The organism is Oryzicola mucosus (genome assembly GCF_014534685.1).
Lineage (GTDB): Bacteria > Pseudomonadota > Alphaproteobacteria > Rhizobiales > Rhizobiaceae > Oryzicola > Oryzicola mucosus.
Window position 1 is genome coordinate 501,662 of record NZ_JACVVX010000004.1, and the last position, 16,076, is coordinate 517,737.

The 16,076-nt window shown below is 60.5% G+C and carries 15 protein-coding genes and 3 pseudogenes; 8 read left to right on the plus strand and 10 right to left on the minus strand.

Features of this window, described 5'->3' with window-relative positions; translation table 11 throughout:
* Window positions 1-79: 79 nt before the first annotated feature.
* Complete coding sequence (locus ICI42_RS15730) at window positions 80-1,024, minus strand: 2-hydroxyacid dehydrogenase (RefSeq protein WP_407945169.1); 945 nt, start codon at window positions 1,022-1,024, stop codon at window positions 80-82.
* 345 nt (window positions 1,025-1,369) lie between these two features.
* On the opposite strand from ICI42_RS15730, the gene ICI42_RS15735 reads away from it, so the two are divergent.
* Together ICI42_RS15735 and ICI42_RS15740 are read left to right on the plus strand one after the other, a co-directional pair.
* A complete protein-coding gene (locus ICI42_RS15735) occupies window positions 1,370-2,497 on the plus strand; it encodes an iron-containing alcohol dehydrogenase (protein ID WP_188165574.1) in 1,128 nt (375 codons plus the stop codon).
* A gap of 39 nt (window positions 2,498-2,536) precedes the next feature.
* Window positions 2,537-3,283 (plus strand): SDR family oxidoreductase, encoded by a 747-nt coding sequence (locus tag ICI42_RS15740; protein WP_188165512.1) that lies wholly within the window; start codon window positions 2,537-2,539, stop codon window positions 3,281-3,283.
* Window positions 3,284-3,735: 452 nt separating this feature from the next.
* Here ICI42_RS15740 and ICI42_RS15745 read toward each other — a convergent pair whose 3' ends face one another.
* The 3 genes from ICI42_RS15745 to ICI42_RS15755 form a co-directional block, all read right to left on the minus strand.
* Window positions 3,736-5,013 (minus strand): TRAP transporter large permease, encoded by a 1,278-nt coding sequence (locus tag ICI42_RS15745; RefSeq protein ID WP_188165513.1) that lies wholly within the window; start codon window positions 5,011-5,013, stop codon window positions 3,736-3,738.
* Window positions 5,010-5,555, minus strand: a complete 546-nt coding sequence (locus ICI42_RS15750; protein WP_188165514.1) for a TRAP transporter small permease — start codon at window positions 5,553-5,555, stop codon at window positions 5,010-5,012. Before ICI42_RS15750 ends, ICI42_RS15745 begins: the two co-directional genes overlap by 4 nt.
* Before the next feature lie 220 nt (window positions 5,556-5,775).
* Window positions 5,776-6,066 (minus strand): DUF1330 domain-containing protein, encoded by a 291-nt coding sequence (locus ICI42_RS15755; RefSeq protein WP_188165515.1) that lies wholly within the window; start codon window positions 6,064-6,066, stop codon window positions 5,776-5,778.
* A 211-nt stretch (window positions 6,067-6,277) separates the two neighbouring features.
* Here ICI42_RS15755 and ICI42_RS15760 point away from each other — a divergent pair, with 211 nt between their 5' ends.
* Complete coding sequence (locus tag ICI42_RS15760; RefSeq protein ID WP_188165516.1) at window positions 6,278-7,087, plus strand: IclR family transcriptional regulator; 810 nt, start codon at window positions 6,278-6,280, stop codon at window positions 7,085-7,087.
* Window positions 7,088-7,299: 212 nt separating this feature from the next.
* Here the strand turns inward: ICI42_RS15760 and ICI42_RS23700 are convergent.
* The 5 genes and pseudogenes from ICI42_RS23700 to ICI42_RS15785 all read right to left on the minus strand — a co-directional run.
* Window positions 7,300-7,458: pseudogene (locus tag ICI42_RS23700) on the minus strand (mannonate dehydratase); the annotation flags it as partial.
* Entirely contained in the window at window positions 7,455-8,492 is a 1,038-nt protein-coding gene (locus tag ICI42_RS15770) for a Gfo/Idh/MocA family protein (RefSeq protein WP_188165518.1), read from the minus strand. The gene ICI42_RS15770 and the pseudogene ICI42_RS23700, both read right to left, overlap by 4 nt.
* The gene (locus ICI42_RS15775) at window positions 8,489-9,526 is read right to left on the minus strand and encodes a Gfo/Idh/MocA family protein (RefSeq protein WP_188165519.1); all 1,038 of its coding nucleotides are present in this window, start codon (window positions 9,524-9,526) and stop codon (window positions 8,489-8,491) included. Before ICI42_RS15775 ends, ICI42_RS15770 begins: the two co-directional genes overlap by 4 nt.
* 48 nt (window positions 9,527-9,574) lie before the next feature.
* Window positions 9,575-11,448 (minus strand): annotated as a pseudogene (locus ICI42_RS15780) (TRAP transporter large permease).
* Window positions 11,449-11,460: 12 nt separating this feature from the next.
* Window positions 11,461-12,486 carry a TRAP transporter substrate-binding protein gene (locus ICI42_RS15785; protein WP_188165520.1) on the minus strand — a complete coding sequence of 342 codons (1,026 nt, stop codon included), beginning with the start codon at window positions 12,484-12,486 and terminating at the stop codon, window positions 11,461-11,463.
* A 78-nt stretch (window positions 12,487-12,564) separates the two neighbouring features.
* Here ICI42_RS15785 and ICI42_RS15790 point away from each other — a divergent pair, with 78 nt between their 5' ends.
* The 5 genes and pseudogenes from ICI42_RS15790 to ICI42_RS23705 form a co-directional block, all read left to right on the plus strand.
* A complete protein-coding gene (locus ICI42_RS15790; protein WP_188165521.1) occupies window positions 12,565-13,314 on the plus strand; it encodes a GntR family transcriptional regulator in 750 nt (249 codons plus the stop codon).
* 91 nt (window positions 13,315-13,405) lie between these two features.
* On the plus strand, window positions 13,406-13,708 hold the full coding sequence (locus ICI42_RS15795; RefSeq protein ID WP_188165522.1) for a hypothetical protein: 303 nt from the start codon (window positions 13,406-13,408) through the stop codon (window positions 13,706-13,708).
* Between the two features lie 373 nt (window positions 13,709-14,081).
* Window positions 14,082-14,573 carry a MarR family winged helix-turn-helix transcriptional regulator gene (locus tag ICI42_RS15800; protein WP_188165523.1) on the plus strand — a complete coding sequence of 164 codons (492 nt, stop codon included), beginning with the start codon at window positions 14,082-14,084 and terminating at the stop codon, window positions 14,571-14,573.
* On the plus strand, window positions 14,573-15,253 hold the full coding sequence (locus ICI42_RS15805; RefSeq protein WP_188165524.1) for a GNAT family N-acetyltransferase: 681 nt from the start codon (window positions 14,573-14,575) through the stop codon (window positions 15,251-15,253). Before ICI42_RS15800 ends, ICI42_RS15805 begins: the two co-directional genes overlap by 1 nt.
* 38 nt (window positions 15,254-15,291) lie before the next feature.
* Window positions 15,292-15,637: pseudogene (locus tag ICI42_RS23705) on the plus strand (integrase core domain-containing protein); the annotation flags it as partial.
* Window positions 15,638-15,797: 160 nt separating this feature from the next.
* Here the strand turns inward: ICI42_RS23705 and ICI42_RS15810 are convergent.
* Window positions 15,798-16,076: transposase (locus tag ICI42_RS15810; RefSeq protein WP_188165525.1), on the minus strand; the 279-nt coding region annotated here is incomplete at its 5' end.

The following is a 16,076-nucleotide window of genomic DNA, read 5'->3' on the forward strand; positions in this document are numbered from 1 at the left end:
AACGAGATGGCTGGCATCGGATTGACACCTTGACCGCTGTGCCGGTTGAAGGCGCGCCGATCCTGGGCCGCCGCTTGAGCTAGGACACGGGTGTAATCGCCGCTCCACTTTGGAACCAGGCGATCAAGTTCCGCGCGAGGAGATCGGCCATCGCGGTGCGCGTCGCGACCGACGCGGATCCGATGTGGGGAAGGATCGTAAGGTTCTCGAGCGCCAGCATGTTCTCCGAGACCTTGGGCTCATCCGCGACGACGTCGAGACCGGCCGCCGCAATGGTTCCTGTGCGCAGGGCGCCGATCAATGCCTCCTCGTCCACCACGGTTCCGCGTCCGACATTTATGAACACTCCTTCCGGTCCGAGAGCAGACAGCACGTCGGCATTCACGGTCTTTACGGTGGAAGCGTCCCCGGGGACGATGGCAATGAGTACGTCGACGGCATGTGCAAGTTCGAGCAGCGACGGAAAGTAGTCGTATGCTACTCCATCAGCCGGGCGCCGGCTATGATAGGCAACAGGAAGCCCGAAAGCTTCAATTCTTCGCGCGATGCAGCGCCCGATCCGGCCCATTCCGTAGATGCCGACTCTGCGGTTTCGCAGCGTGAGCCGGCTGAGCGGATACTCCGACGTTTGCCAGCGCCTCTCGCGGACGAAGGCGTGTGCCTTGGGTATCTCGCGGACGACGCTGACAAGGAGCCCCACTGTGAGATCGGCGACCTCCTCGTTCAGAACGTCAGGGGTGTTGGTCACGATGATCTTCTTGCTGCGTGCATAGGCAGCATCCACTGCGTCGTAGCCGACGCCATAGCTGGCGACGATCTCCAGGTTGGGAAGGGCATCGATGAACTGACTGTCGATTCTGGTACGGCAGGCTACGCCACGAATTGAAGCCCGCAGGTCCTGGGACAGACGGGCCTGAATGTTACAGTCAGGGATTTCGACCAGGTTGAACTGCGTGCCAAGCATGCGTCGCGCATGCTCATGCATCCAGCCTGGTATCAGCACGGTGGCCGCGGCGTTCGACAAGGCTTTCCTCCCGTCGGGATGTCGCCGCGGTGCGAATTTCCGCGAGCGGATCAGCGCAACCCCAACGCTACCGATAAATTGTCCATAATGCAGGCAATATGCCCACACTAGTGTTGAGGCTGTGACGCCGCTTGTCAATGGCCGGAGCAGCGGGCATCCGAAACGCTACGCTTGACATTTGCAGACTTCCGATTGATGCTTGGACAATATGCCCACAATATGGACCAAAGCGGCGAGGACGTCACGCTGCACGGTTCCTGAAAACGTGCCGAGTGTCACCCGGTGGCTGCGGCGGTGCATTGGGGCGAGTACATGGAGGAGAGCGGCAGGGTGAATACGCGCAGCGTGAATACTATAACTTATCTCACGAATATCAGTTTCGGGATTGGGGCGGCCGGGTCGTTAGCGGAAACTTTGCGCGAACTCGGAGTGTCGAACCCCCTTGTAATCAGCGATCACGGGGTCCAAGCCGCTGGCTTGCTTCAGCGCCGTGCTTTCGCGTTTCTGAATACCGCGCCGACCTTCCTGGACGTCCCCTCCAACCCCACAGAGAGCGCAGTTGCGGCCGGTCTGGAGCTATACAGACAAAGCGGTTGCGACGGGGTGGTGGCGATAGGCGGGGGCTCCCCCATTGACCTCGCCAAGGGTGTTGCGCTGCTCGCCACGCACGACGGCGAACTTGAGCGTTATGCCGCGATCCTGGGCGGCGTGGCGCGCATCACAGGCGCGGTCGCGCCGCTCGTGGCTGTCCCGACAACCGCGGGTACGGGATCCGAGGTGGGTCGCGCCGCATTGATCACGCTGAATGATGGCCGGAAGCTGGGGTTCATCAGCCCCTACCTGATCCCGCGCAGGGCAGTCTGTGACCCGGAGTTGACGATGGGGCTTCCTCCGGCATTGACGGCCTCGACAGGACTCGACGCGCTGTCCCATTGCATCGAGACCTACCTTTCTCCCCGCTACAATCCGCCTGCCGAGGCAATTGCCGTCGACGGCTTCAAACGCATCTGGAAGGCTTTGCCCGTCGCTTACGCGGATGGCTCGAACGCGCAGGCGCGGAGCGACCTCATGATGGGTGCCCTCGAAGGGGGCATGACGTTCCAGAAGGGGCTTGGAGCCGTCCATGCGCTCAGCCACGCCCTGGGTGGTCTGAAGGAGGCGAAACTCCATCATGGGACGCTCAACGCCATCCTGATGCCGACCGTCCTTCGGTGGAACGTAGAGGTCGAGGCCGTGGCCGAAAAGGTCAGCTACCTCGAGAACCTGGCAGGACTTGAACAGACAACGCTCGCGGATGCGCTGGACGAGTTGAACCGCCGTCTGGGCGTCACACCAAGATTGTCCCAACTGGGGGTCCCCAGGCACGTCATTGATTGGGTGTGTGAACGAGCTCTTGCAGACCACAGTCATCCCACAAATCCACGCCCGCTGACCAAGGAAGACTACGCCGCGATCCTTGAGACCGTTTTCTGAGATGCGGACGCCCTGGAGAAAGCGCGGGGAGATTATTCCATGAGACCGATTGTGATCGTAACAGGCGCGAGTCACGGCATCGGTGCCGCAACGGCTCGGCTGTTCGCCGCCGAAGGCTACGATGTCTGCATAAACTACCTCTCGGACACCACCGCTGCATCCGAAGTCGTTGAGCACTGCAAGGCCGCAGGCGTCCGCGCCATCGCGGTACAGGGAGACGTGGGCAAGAGGGAGGACATCCAGGCTCTGTTCAACGCCTGCGACGATGAACTGGGGCGAGTGACCTGCCTGATCAACAATGCCGGGATCATCGGGAAAGCTGGAAAGATAGAAGAGTTGCAGCCTGCGGTGCTGGAAACCGCCTTCAGAATCAACGTTTTCGGCGTCATGTACTGTATCCAAGAGGCCGCAAAACGCATGTCCACCCGCAAGGGTGGCCAGGGCGGGACGATCGTGAACATGTCATCACTGGCGGCCTTCCTCGGTAGCCCTAACGAATATGTCCACTATGCCGCGACCAAGGGGGCAGTGGAATCCATCACATTCGGCGCGGGCAAGGAACTGGCGCCGGAGGGCATCCGCGTGAATGCCATACGTGTCGGGACCACCAACACGCGGATACACACCCAAGGCGGAAACCCCGAGCGGCCAGCCAGGATTGCGGCGGCAACCCCGATGGGGCGCATCGCAGAGCCCGAAGACATCGCGCGCGCGGCCTTGTGGCTTGCGTCTCCTGGCTCCGGGTTCACAACAGGCACCCTGATCACGGTGTCCGGGGGGCTCTGACGCCCCATGCATATCTCACAGAAAGTGTCAGGTTCTGATACACTTGCCGAGATAGGTTGCCTCCCTCATTCCCGGACCTGCCACGGAACTTTCCTCCAGAGGCGACTGACGCCGATTTCGAGCCGATTGAATCGCGGATTCTGAGGTTAGGCACCTGTTCACGCAGGCGCCCGTGATGGAACGCCGCGCCGGCCTAAGCGAGTTCTGAAGGCTGAACGAATGCCAACCAGTCGGCGCACTCCCAACCGGAAGCCTCTTTGTCTGGCTATCGAATGCCGGCGAAGAGGCGGCCGCGCCGAGCGCCCTCGCCTACCAGTGCGCACAATTTGACCTGCTCCAGCAGTTGCAATTCCTTTCGCGTCAGGCGCTCCGCCGTCGGCCTAGTCGAGGCCCTGTGTCGCATGGGTGGAGAAGCCTTCGTCGAATGTTCAGTGCTCCTCGACGGTTTGAGCTCAATGCAACCAAGATGCTGGCACGGTCACCAATGCCGGAAACAGAACCAGCAGCATAATGAGGATCATCTGGGCCAAAAGGTAAGGCATGGCACCCTTCGCGGCCGCCTCCATTGAAACTCCGCTGATTCCACACACTGTGTTGAGGACCGTTCCGACAGGCGGCGTGATCAGGCCGACCGCGTTGACCATCATGAAGATGACCCCGAAATAAACCGGGTCAATCCCCGCCGCCTTGACGATCGGAATGAGGATAGGCACCAGAATTAGGATGCAGGGTGCGAAATCGAGCGCCGTGCCGACGATTAAGACGGCCACAACGATCATACCCATCAGCAGGATCGGCGAGTCGATGAATGGATCGAGGATACTGACGAGCTGGGCGGGCATATTGGAAATCGTCAGCATGAAGCCGGAGATCATGGAGGCTGCCACCAAAAGCATGATCACTGCCGTCAGGCGCCCGGCGGCGAGCAGCGCATCGTAGAGCCGCCGCGGCGTCAGCTCCCGATAGACGAACAGCCCCACGAACAGTGCGTAGGCGGCGGCAACGACGCCGGCCTCCGTGGGGGTGAAGAGACCGAACCGCAGTCCGGCCAGGATAATCACCGGCATCATCAACGCCCAACCGGCGGTCATGATGGTTTTCGGGAGGTCCCTACGCGGCATTCTGGGCCGAACGGACGCCGTTTCCTTCTTGGAGAGAAACCACCAGGCGATCATGAGGCTCAGTCCCATCATCAGCCCAGGCACGATTCCGGCGAAGAATAGTCCGACAATGGAAATGTTTGCGGTGACGCCCAGAATGATGAACCCGACAGAGGGCGGGATGATAGGAGCGATAATGCCTGTCGCCGCCATCAAGCCCGAGGCTCGACCCATGTGATAGCCCGCATCCCGCATCAGGGGAACCAGCATGACGGCCAGCGTCGCCGTATCCGCGATTGCCGACCCGGAAACGCTGGCAAGCACAAGGCCCGTGCCGATGACCACGTAACCGAGGCCGCCACGTATGTGACCGACGAGCGCCAAGGCTACGTTCACGATCCGGCGGGAGAGACCGCCGGCGTTCATGAGCTCGCCCGCAATCAGAAAGAACGGGATCGCCATCAGCGGATAGCTGTCCGCGCCATTGACCAGCCGTTGTGCGAGGATCTGCGCATCCAGATTTCCCATTAGCAGCATCATCGCAACCCCCGACAGCATCAGGGCGAAGGCGATGGGAATCCCGATACCCATCGCACCGAGGAGGGAGCCGATAAATACCAATCCGCTCACGGTGCTTTCTCCGAATTCAGCGCTGGGGAAACGACCGGTAGCGGCTCAACGTGCTCTACTCCCGACCAAGGGGCTGGCAGGATGCCACGCAGCGAGCGCCACAGATCGACAAGGAGGACGAGAGCCATCAGGATGGCGGCGGCGAGCCCCGCGGCGTAGATGGCGCCGACGGGAATTCCCGACAGTGCCTGAACGTTGCCCCACTCGATCAGGGTGAGCGACCAACTGCCCTTTGCCAGGAGCCAGCAGCACCAAAGCATCAGGCCGTATGAAACAAGAAAGCAGGCGATACGCGCCTTTCGAGGCAACCGGACGACCAGCGAATCGACGCCGAGATGCGCGCCTTTTGCCAAGGCCACCACGGACCCCATGAAGATGACCCAGACGAGGACCACGCGGGAGACTTCGACGGCAAACGGAATGCCTGAGCTGAAGCCGTACCGCAGCACGACGTTTGTAAAGATCAGGAGGCTGATGATGGCCATGCCTATGACGACAAAGACGTCAAAAGCCTTGAAAAGCCACTGCAACGGTGCGGGCATAGCTGATTCCAAACAGGTTGTGCGCGTATGCAGCAACCCTCGACGAACCATGACGAGGATCTCGATATCGGGAGCTGGGCACTTCCAGCATGCTGGTCGGGAGTGAGCACCCGATAGCGTGATGAAGGTTTGTCTTGCTCATCCGATCGAACAGCGCGCAGGGCAAAAGTGACGTTCCCTCCAACCACCGCGATAGGAGGTTCAAGCCTTACTTCCGGCGTCAGACACCTTCCACCACGGTCAGATGTGCCTTGGCGTACTTGACGCGTGTCTCGATGGCCTTCCGATACTCAGGGGAGTTGTAGCAGGCGAGAGCAGTCTCGTAGTCCTTGAACTCGATCACAGCCACGCGGTTCGCGTCCGGCCCTTCCATGACCTGGTGTCTTCCGGCGCGAACGACAAAAGTCGCGCCGTATTTGTCGAAAGCGGCCTTGTTCAAGGCAATGTATTCTTTGTAGCCTTCCTGGTCTGCAATATCGACCATTGCAACCCAGTACCCTTTTTTTGTCATGGCTTCTCCTCCCAGCAACACTTCCCCCGCCCTCTCGCCGAAGGTCAGACTGTACGATGCGTTCACTTTCGGCACATGCAAGCTTGCCGTTGATCCTCCCCGATCATACGACTAGAACCGAATTTCGTAATACTGACTACAGTGTGGACAGTTTGTCCACAAACGTGTAGTGCCACCATGTTTCGTTGTCAAGCTTGCGGGGAGTTATGCCATGAATCTGAGTGACCTCCAGGACGAAGCAGATGTGAGGGCACCCAATCCCGTGCAGGGAGCGGCTTCGTTCTCGAAGTTCATGACGGTGCTCCAGATCATCGCAGATTCCCCCGGGACACTGGACATTGCCCAACTGACCAAGCGTGCGCGTTTCCCGCGGGGAACGGTCTACCGACTCGTGTCGGCGCTCATCGCCGAGGGACTCATCACGCAGTCTGGGGAAAGCGGAACGTTTCGCCTTGGGCCGCGCCTTCTCCAGCTCGCTGCCAAGACCTGGGAGGATTCCGACCTGCGGACGATCGCAAGGGAATTTCTGGTATCGCTCCGCGACGCAACGGATGAGGCCGTGCACCTTGCGGTGCCCAGCAACAACCGGATGGTCTACATAGACAAGTTGGTTGGCTCCAGCACAGTTCAGATGAAGACGAGCATAGGCGGCCAGGTTGAACTTCACTCCACATCCGTGGGCAAGGCGTGGCTGTCTGGCCTGCCGGACGAGCGGTTGCTGGAAGTCTTCAAGGGGCTGGAGTTAAAGCGCCACACCGCCAAGACGCTAACGACGCCCGAGGCGCTGCTCGAGGAACTGAAGCGGACGCGCGAGCAGGGCTTTGCATTTGATGACGAGGAGAACGAGCCGGATATTCGTTGTCTCGGAAGCCCGATCTTCAATCGTCAGCGGGAACCGGTCGGAGCGATAAGCGTCAGTATGCCCGTATACCGGCACGACGCGCGACGTCACGAACTCTGCGCCAGGCTTGTGCATCAAACGGCGAAACGGATCACTGGCGAATTATCCAGGATTCTGTAGCGCCGTCGTTGGGGAGAGGCATCGAAAGACAGTTGTGCTCTTGCCCGATGACCACCGCCAGAACTGCGCAGGCGAGCATCGCCAGCGACGGGCACCATTTTTTCGGTGGCTGAAGGAGCCAGATGATCCCGCGTCTGTGCGCCTGGCACGAATGTTCCGGATGTGGCTGTCGACGGTGCGGCGGGAAACATGGACCCGCTCGCCAGGCGGCGGCGAATGATGTCCTGGCGCCTGGCAATCTCCTCGGACGTCCAGACCTCCCCAGTCGGAACATGATGAAGGGCGCTGACGATGCCCTGCGCGCCGACCTGCAGGACATCGTCGATGGATGCGAGGTCGGCCGGCCCAAACCAGCGCCAGGTCTGCCTCATCGCGCGGCCCCGTCCACGAGTCCTTTACGATGCCGTGCTATCTCCTGCGCCTCGATAGCGAGGCGCGTCACCTTGAGGGCATGGCCGGCCGGCATGGCCGTCGATGTGCGGTCCCGCACATCGTTGAGGAAGTTCCGGAAATAGGTCAGGGGTTCGTGGCTCGCATCGATATGCCGCGTACCGGCGCGGTTGGAGAGGAAAACGTGGTCCCCACCCGCGCGCCCGTCGATATCGATATATTTGCGCAGTTCAATGTAGCCTTCGGTGCCGAGCAGAAACAGCCGGCCATCGCCCCAAGCCTTGAGGCTATCGGGAGTGAACCAGTCGACCCGGATGAAGCCGGACGCGCCGCCGCCATGCAGCAGGACTTCGCCATAGTCCTCAAATGCCGGCATTTCACGCAGGTTGTGGTTGGCGGTAGACGCAGAGACGATCGTAGCGTCCGGCGCACCGGTGAAATGCAGGAACTGGTCGATCTGATGCGAGGCGATATCTGTGATGATGCCGCCATAGGCCGCCGGGTCGAAGAACCAGTCTGGGCGAATGGCGCGGTTGAGCCGGTGCGGGCCTAATCCGACCGTCTGGATGACGCGGCCGATCTGCCCCTCGGCCACAAGCCGGCTGGCAACCTCGCAGGCGCGCACCACAAAGCGTTCCGAAAAGCAGATGGAATAAAGGCGGCTTGTCTCGCGTGCGACACAGTCGATCTCATCGACCTCGTCTGCCGTGATCGCGCCGGGCTTGTCGACCATCACATCCTTGCCGGCTTGCATGGCGCGGATGGCGATAGCCGCACGGTCTCGCGGGATGGCGGCGCAAACTACGATATCGATCGAGGGATCGTCGAACAGGCGTTCACGGTCGACGGGATCGAGTTGGGGAAAGCGTTCAAGAAAGCCCTCAAGCACCTTGGCATCGCTCGTTTGCGGGCAAAAGCCGGCGCATACGGCGCCGGCTGCAATCAGCTCGCCAACAAGGTGATAGACGTGGCGGTGATCCAGGCCGATGGCGGCGAACCGCAAGGGCGGCGTCACGCGCCAACTCCGCGGACAGCAACCGGCCGGCCAACTTTGCCGGTTTCTATCAGTGCATCGATAAGGCGGTGCACCTTGAGAGCCTCTTCGCCCGTAACCTTGGGTTCACGCCCGGTTTGGATGGCGTCGATGAAGTCTGCCATGACAGCCCGGTGATGATCGTGCGGATAGGCCATGGGATCGGCACCCGCGCCGCCGGCACTACCATCGGGCTCGATGGCGATCCTGCGGCCGTCCTGGAACTGGACAAGCAACTCGGTGCCAGCGATGGTGGCGCTGCCCTTCTCGCCGATGATCTCGATCCGTTCGAGAAAGCCCGGATAGGCCGCCGTGGTCGCGTCGATGGTGCCGAAAGCGCCATTGGCAAAGCGCGCGGCAGCACAGACCATGTCCTCGGTCTCCATACGATGTACTGACGTCGTGGCGGCAAAGCCGGTGACTTCGGCGATGGGACCGGCCAGGCTCAGCATCAGATCGAGCGTATGGATGCCTTGCGACAGCAATACGCCACCGCCATCGCGGGCAAAGCTGCCGCGGCCCGGTTCGTCGTAATAGCTTTGCGGGCGCCAAAGGCGAATCACCGTGGATGAGCCTACGATCCGACCCAGTTCTCCGGCCGCGATGACCTCGGCAAGGCGCATGCCGGCCGGACGGAAACGGTGCTGCAAGACGATCCCAAGCGTGACACCGGCCTCGCGGCAGGCTGCGACCGTGGCTTCGGCGCGGGCTGTGGTGATGTCGATCGGCTTTTCCAGCAGCACATGCTTGCCAGCCGCGGCGCAGCGCCGGGCGATATCGAGATGGGTATTGGCCGGCGAGAAAATGGCAACCGCCTCGACAGACGAATCATCCAAAATGGTCTCAAGGCTGTCGCAGGTGGGGAACGGAAAGCGTTCGCTGAACGACTGTCGCCGCGCCTGGCTAGGTGCATAGGCATAAGCGACATCGACGACGTCGGCCAAATCCACCAAGCCCTTAGCATGGGGTGTGACGGCCATTCCAAGGCCGACAATGGCGATACGGGTCTTCTTCACGGCAAGATCCTACGGGCAATGATCAATATAAGATGAGGTGGTCCGACCTTATGGGCCGAACCACTGGACCGGCAACATGGTAATGGCCGGCACATAGGCGATGATCAGCATGACGATGACGAGCACCGTCATAAAGGGGATCGCGGCCTTCATTGTCGCGCCCTGGTCGGCACCGCCGACACGCGCCGTGGTGAACAGCAGTACACCCAGTGGTGGGGTGAGCGCGCCGATCACCATGTTGAGCACATAACGATGCCGAAGTGGATCGGATCGATACCGGCGGCAATCACCAGTGGCACGAGGATGGGTACGAGAATGACCAGCGAGGCAATCATTTCCATGAACAGGCCCACGGCCAACAGGAAGATGTTGAGCATCAGCATGAGCAGCCAGGGATTATCGACCAACACCGACATGGATTGCGCGATTTTCTGAGGCACTTGCTCATAGGCCAGCACCCAGGCGAAGGGCGAGGCCGCCGCGATGATCACTACGATCAACACCGTATCGAACATCGACTCACGGATCGCCGCAATGAAGTTGGCGACGGTGAGTTTGCGATAGAGCAGCGCGCCGCACAGCACGGCATAGATGAAGGCAACGGCGCCCGCCTCGGTGGCGGTGAAGGCGCCGACACGCACACCCATGACAATGATCAGAGGCAGGATCAATGCCGGGATAGCCATGCCCAGCGAGGTCAGGCGCTCGCGGCCCGACGCCTTGGGCAGGTCACCGCCATAGCCACGCTTACGCGACATGACGTAGACGGTCAGCATCAGTGCGGCTGCGATCATCATGCCGGGGATGATCGTGGCGACGAACAATGCGCCAACCGAGACCGAGGCTAGCGCGCCATAGATGATCAAGCCCAGGCTGGGCGGGATCATGTTGGCGAGCGTGGCCGCCGAAGCGGTGAGCGCTGCGCTGAACGGGCGGCCATAGCCGCGTTTTGCCATTTCCGGGATCATCAGCTTGGCCACGGTGGACGCGTCCGCCGTCGATGAACCCGATATGCCGGCCAGCAGGGTATTGGTGATGACATTGGCCTGGCCAAGGCCGCCGCGCATATGCCCCACGAGCTTGACCGCCAGATCAACAAAGCGCGGGGTAATGCCGCCTGCATTCATGATCGCGGCAGCGAGAATGAAGAACGGGATGGCGAGCAGGGTGAACGAGCCGAGCGACGCCGCCATGTTCTGTGAGATGGTCACCAGCAGGATCTGCGCGAAGGGTGCGAATGCCGCAAAGGCGCCAAAGGCCATGGCAAAGGCGATGGGCGCGCCCAGGATGATGAGGACGAGGCCGACGATGTTGAGCACTAAGGCGCTGCTGCTTTCGCCATAGACGTAGCCGGCGCCATAGCGGATCGCGAGATACAGCACAAAGCCGGCCGCCAGCACGGCCAATCCCTGCATGATGCTGCGGTTTGCGCGAGGCCAGGTCAGGAAGAAAAGGTTCAGCAGGCCGCCTACGGGGACGGCGAGAAAATAATACCGCATCGGCATCTGCAAAGCCGGCGAGGCGGCGATAGCCTTGGTGACATATTCGGCGCCATGGATGATCAGCATGAAGCTCGAGGCAGCAACGACAACGCGGTTGAAGAGTGCGAGAGCTGACCGGGCGCGCGGCTTGAGAAGGTTGGGAAAAGAGTTGATCGCGATATGAGCATCGCGACCGGTGGCGAGACCCATGCCGAGGAACACGGCCCAGCAGAAGCACCAGACCGCCACCTCCTCCGACCATGGCAATCCGGCATGGAAACCATACCGCAGCACGACCTGCAGACAGGCAATGGCCAATGCGGTCAACATCAGGAGGACGCAGATGGTTTCGATGATCCTGTCGACCAAACCAGCAAAACCTGTCTGAACCGTATCGTTGGCCGCTCCTTCCGGAGCGGCCATTTCGGCATGAACACCCATAACCCAGTTACCTCAGGCCAGGGCGCGGATAGCCGCGATCATTTCGGCGGTTTCGGGGCTCTTGCTGCCGAACTCGTCATAAAGCGGCGCCGTCAACTCTTCCATCTTGGCGAGCTCTTCAGCCGGAAGCTGGGTCACCTCGACACCCAGCCCTTTCAGTTCCTCGAGCACCGCCGCAGCATTGGCGCGATTGGCCGTGCGCTGCTCGGCGAACACTTCCTTGGCAGAGCTGCGCACCAGTTCCTGCAGATCGGCCGGCAGGCTGTCGAGCCAGGCCGCATTGACGCGGATGGCCTTGGGCAGAAACCAGTGGCCCGTCAGGGTCAGGTGTTTTGCCTGCTCGTAGAATTTGAAGCCCTTGATCGAGAACACATCAGAGTCGATCGCGTCGATGAGGCCGGTCGATAGAGCTTCATATTGCTGGTTATAGGGGAGTGGCGTGGGAGCGGCGCCCAGCAGGGTCCAGAAGCTGACCCAGATATTGAGCTGCGGCACGCGGATTTTAACGCCTTTGAGCGTTTCAAGCGAGGTAACCGGGCGCTTCGCTAGAATATGACGGAAGCCGGTCTCGCCATAGGCGACAAATTCCACACCGGTCTTGGCGCGTGCGATATCAGAGGCCCTTTGGCCCAATTCGCCTTGGAGCACCGCATCCACATGGGCTTCATTCTTGTAGATGAAGCCCGGTGCGCCACCCAGTGCGGCAATCTCGGGGGCAATGGCCTCTTCGGAGTCAGGACCGGCCGTAGTGGCCTGGATCGTACCGATCCGGCTGCCTTCGAGTGCTTCTGCCAGACCGCCCAATTGCGCCGCCGGGAAATGCTGGGCATCGATCCTGCCCTCGCTCTTGGCGATCAGCGTCTGGGTCCACTTGTCAAACGCCTCGGTGATCGGTGTCCCGATACCTTCGGTGTGGGCGATCTTCATTGTGATTTTCGCCTGCGCGAACGCGCTGGAGACAACTGCAGGCATGGCAAGCGCTGCGGCGCCGGCCTTGATAAACGTACGGCGGCTCAATGCCGAATTGATAAGACCCATTTCTTCCTCCCATAGATCTGATGCTGTCTCCGCGATTGTTGTCTTGCGGTATGGCACCATACCGGTATGATACATCCTATGAGGATTGTGACAAGCCCTAGTTCTGGACTGCTGCTCGATGGCAGTTCCGTCCGCCAAAAAGATCCGATAGCACCGCAGGCGCTTTCCATTCTTCGCGCGGCGATCGTCGATCTGCGCCTCCCGCCGGGAGAAGCATTGTCGGAAAAGGATATTGCGGGCCGCTTCGGCGTCTCGCGTCAACCTGTGCGCGAGGCCTTCATAAAACTCGCCGAACTGGGCCTTGTAGAGATCAGGCCCAGCCGTGGCACCTATGTGACGAAGATATCAGTCAGAGATGTGGCCAACGCCCGCTTTGTACGCGAGGCCATCGAGTGCGATATCGTCGCCGCGGCAGCAAGACTGGCGTCCAAATCCGATATAGCCCGGCTGAGAGAACTCATCGCCGAACAGGCGGCAGCGGCGTCAGAGTCCGACCATCAACGGTTTTCTGAACGCGACGAGGCGTTTCATCATGCCATCGCCCAGATCGTAGATTGCGACTTCGCGTGGCGCACGGTCGAAACGGCGCGATTTCACACCGATCGCGTGAGGTTGCTTTCTCTTCCAGGGGCTTCCCCGCTCAATACGCTGATCAAGCAACATACCCAGGTGGTGGATGCAGTAGAGGCCCGTGAACCCGATCAGGCTCGGACTGCCATGCGCCGCCACCTGCGAGAAATCCTTTTGGCTCTGCCCCTCATTGCTGAGGCGCACCCGGACTACTTCTCCGACACCGAACTGCCAGCACATACTCCTGCTGATGCATAAAATAGACCGGGAGTCCTTTGGCTTCCCAGTTTACCGATTGCGTGCGTAGCTGAGCGCCGTTTGCAGGGCGGTACAAAATCTGGCATCGGATATGCGCGCCGACGATACCGACAACATCCTCTATCACGCCATCCATATGCTGGACGTCACATTCAGCGGGCGTTCAAATGCCACCATGGCATTTCTCCTGGCTTTTTCAGGCAAGAAATATCTGCGGCAGACCAGACTGGGCTTGGTGGAGCATACCGACACGGTAGCGCGCTTGCGGAAGATGGCCTGGATCAACCGCGTGCCCGGCCTGATCCCGTCGATGCGGCGATGGCTGTTGGATGATCCGTTGAGCGGCGCCAGGCGCGAGAAGAAATCCAAGATCGTCGATGGTAAGCTGGGATGACTACGCCGAGGTTTCCCACGGCCGAGATCAGTACCCGCATGGTTTGTCTCCTACGGATTGCAGTTCAGCGAGGCTCGAGCGCTTCAAGAACACGATCAAGATATGAGAAAAGCGCCGGGTCCCATCCGGCGAGGGGTCAGGGTGGATTGGTCGCGCGCAGATAGTCAGCGCATCGGGGATCGTCTGATCCCCCCTCGCGGACTGGGCGACCTTGGTGAGTCAGGCCCCTTCGTCGATCGTGTACATGTCTGAAACCGTGTTGCGAGATCAGGCTACGACTTCGAGTTCACTCGAGGTCAATACCGATTTTCGCGAATAATCTTAGCCTGTGCAGGTCTAGCGCATCACAACATTTCCGGTTATATAACTGGATATGGAAAATCATGAACCTGTTGAAGATGTCATTGCGGCGCTTGGCTATCTCTGCCTTGGAACCCGCTTCAAGCGCCTGGGCGAGAGGCTGCAAGCCGAGACCGTGAGTATCGTCAGCGCGCAGAGCGGCAGCGTTCCGCCGTCGCAATTGCCATTTCTGGCTGCCATCGATCGGCTGGGGCCGCTAACCGTCGGGGAGATGGCGCAGGCCATAGGGATCACCCAGCCTGGAGCTACAAAAACACTGCTGCACCTTGCCAAGCTTGGCTTGGTCGACATGAGCCAGTCCCGGGAGGATCGCCGGGTGCGGGTTGCCACGCTGACCGCGACCGGCCAGGACCTCGTTGCCCAGTCCAAAGCCAGCGTATGGAAGCAGGTCGATGCTGCGGCGCGTGAGCTCTGTAAAGGCCTCAGCGGCACATTGCTCGATCAGTTGGACACCATTGAACAGCGGCTGGCCGAAAAGCCGCTGCGTGAATGGGGGAAGCCTTAATGCATGTCCTTGACGACCCCGTCTGGACCGCGCTTACCGGCCAGCATCGGCACCTGGCGGTCGGCCACGGCTCGGCGCTGCGTTACCCCGCCGATATCGGCCCCTTCGCAGCCACTGGCGATGACCACGCCGACTCTATCGCGGAGCTGGCCAGCCTGTTTTCCGCAGGCGAAACCATGATGATGGTGCGCAAAGCGCCGATGCCTTTGCCTGCCGGCTTTGCTCTCATGAACACCACGCGTGTGGTGCAAATGGTCGCGACCCAGCGGATCGGGCTGTCCAGCGATCAGTGTATCGAGCAGTTGGGGGCGGCAGATGAGGCACAGATTTATGACCTTGCTGCCCTGGCCCGGCCTGGCCCGTTTGGCCGTCACACCATGCGGTTAGGACGATTTTGGGGTATCAAGCGTGATGGACGTCTCATCGCCATGGCCGGCGAGCGTTTCCGCCAGAGAGATTGGGCCGAGGTGAGCGGCGTTTGCGTACATCCCGACCATCGACAGCAGGGGCTTGCACGCCGCCTCACTGCGCACGCGACTGCTGATATAGCCGGAGGCGGTGAGCAGCCTTATCTCCACTGCCTGGACACGAACCACGCGGCCATCGATCTCTATAAGTCAATCGGTTTCGAGACACGCGAAACCATGAACCTGACCGTCGCGACCCGCCTCAGCGACTGAACGCCCCTCACTGATTGACGCGATGCGGAACCAACTTGGGGCGTCGGCAAATTGCAGCTGTGACGCGGGAATTCGATAGCGTCATGGCCCAACGCGGACGTCCCCATACGATTGTCTCGGACAACGGCACGGAACTGACTTCGGAGGCAATCCCCTAATGGCGCCAGCAGAGACGCGTCGAATGGCACTACATCGCACCGGGACAGCCGATTCAAAACGGCGTGTAAAGCTTCAATGGGCGTTCCCGTGACGAGTGCCTCGACGAACATTGTTCTCGTCGCTGCCTCACGCCAGAACCGGGCTCACCGCATGGAAGGAAGATTACACAGGCAACGACCGCATTCATCGCTGGGCAATATCAGACCCAACAAACTCGCCATGAAAATAGCTATAGAAAACAGGCTGCATAGAGCCCGATTGAAATCCAAAGACTCTCCGAAATCCCGGAGGAAACTTGGGTCTCAAGTTGAGCTTGTTCCGCCCGCCCCGCTTTGCTCAGGTTGTGTGCGTCAAGTTCTGCAAATTGGGGCGGCCATTGTGCTGGTCATGCGGCTTTTCGGAGTTCGAGCTTCTTGTGTTCTCTGAGGTCGTCCATGTTGATGTAGCGGTTGGCCTCCATCCAATTTTCGTTGGTCTCCACGGCGAGTGCCCTGACGAGGCGCAGGCAGCTCTGGGCGTTGGGGAAGATGCGCACGACATAGGTGCGCCTGCGGATTTCCTCGTTGAGGCGCTCCAACATGTTGGTGGACTTCAGGTGCTTGTGGTGTTGGCGCGGCAGCCGGAAGAAGGTGAGCGTCTGCTCGATGGTCTCCTCCGCCCAGCC

Coding starts and splice junctions, on each gene's coding strand:
- ICI42_RS15740 (WP_188165512.1), top strand. CDS start 2,537: ATGAGACCGATTGTGATCGTAACAGGCGCGAGTCACGGCATCGGTGCC.
- ICI42_RS15750 (WP_188165514.1), bottom strand. CDS start 5,555: ATGCCCGCACCGTTGCAGTGGCTTTTCAAGGCTTTTGACGTCTTTGTC.
- ICI42_RS15755 (WP_188165515.1), bottom strand. CDS start 6,066: ATGACAAAAAAAGGGTACTGGGTTGCAATGGTCGATATTGCAGACCAG.
- ICI42_RS15760 (WP_188165516.1), top strand. CDS start 6,278: ATGAATCTGAGTGACCTCCAGGACGAAGCAGATGTGAGGGCACCCAAT.
- ICI42_RS15785 (WP_188165520.1), bottom strand. CDS start 12,486: ATGGGTCTTATCAATTCGGCATTGAGCCGCCGTACGTTTATCAAGGCC.
- ICI42_RS15790 (WP_188165521.1), top strand. CDS start 12,565: ATGAGGATTGTGACAAGCCCTAGTTCTGGACTGCTGCTCGATGGCAGT.
- ICI42_RS15795 (WP_188165522.1), top strand. CDS start 13,406: ATGCGCGCCGACGATACCGACAACATCCTCTATCACGCCATCCATATG.
- ICI42_RS15800 (WP_188165523.1), top strand. CDS start 14,082: ATGGAAAATCATGAACCTGTTGAAGATGTCATTGCGGCGCTTGGCTAT.
- ICI42_RS15805 (WP_188165524.1), top strand. CDS start 14,573: ATGCATGTCCTTGACGACCCCGTCTGGACCGCGCTTACCGGCCAGCAT.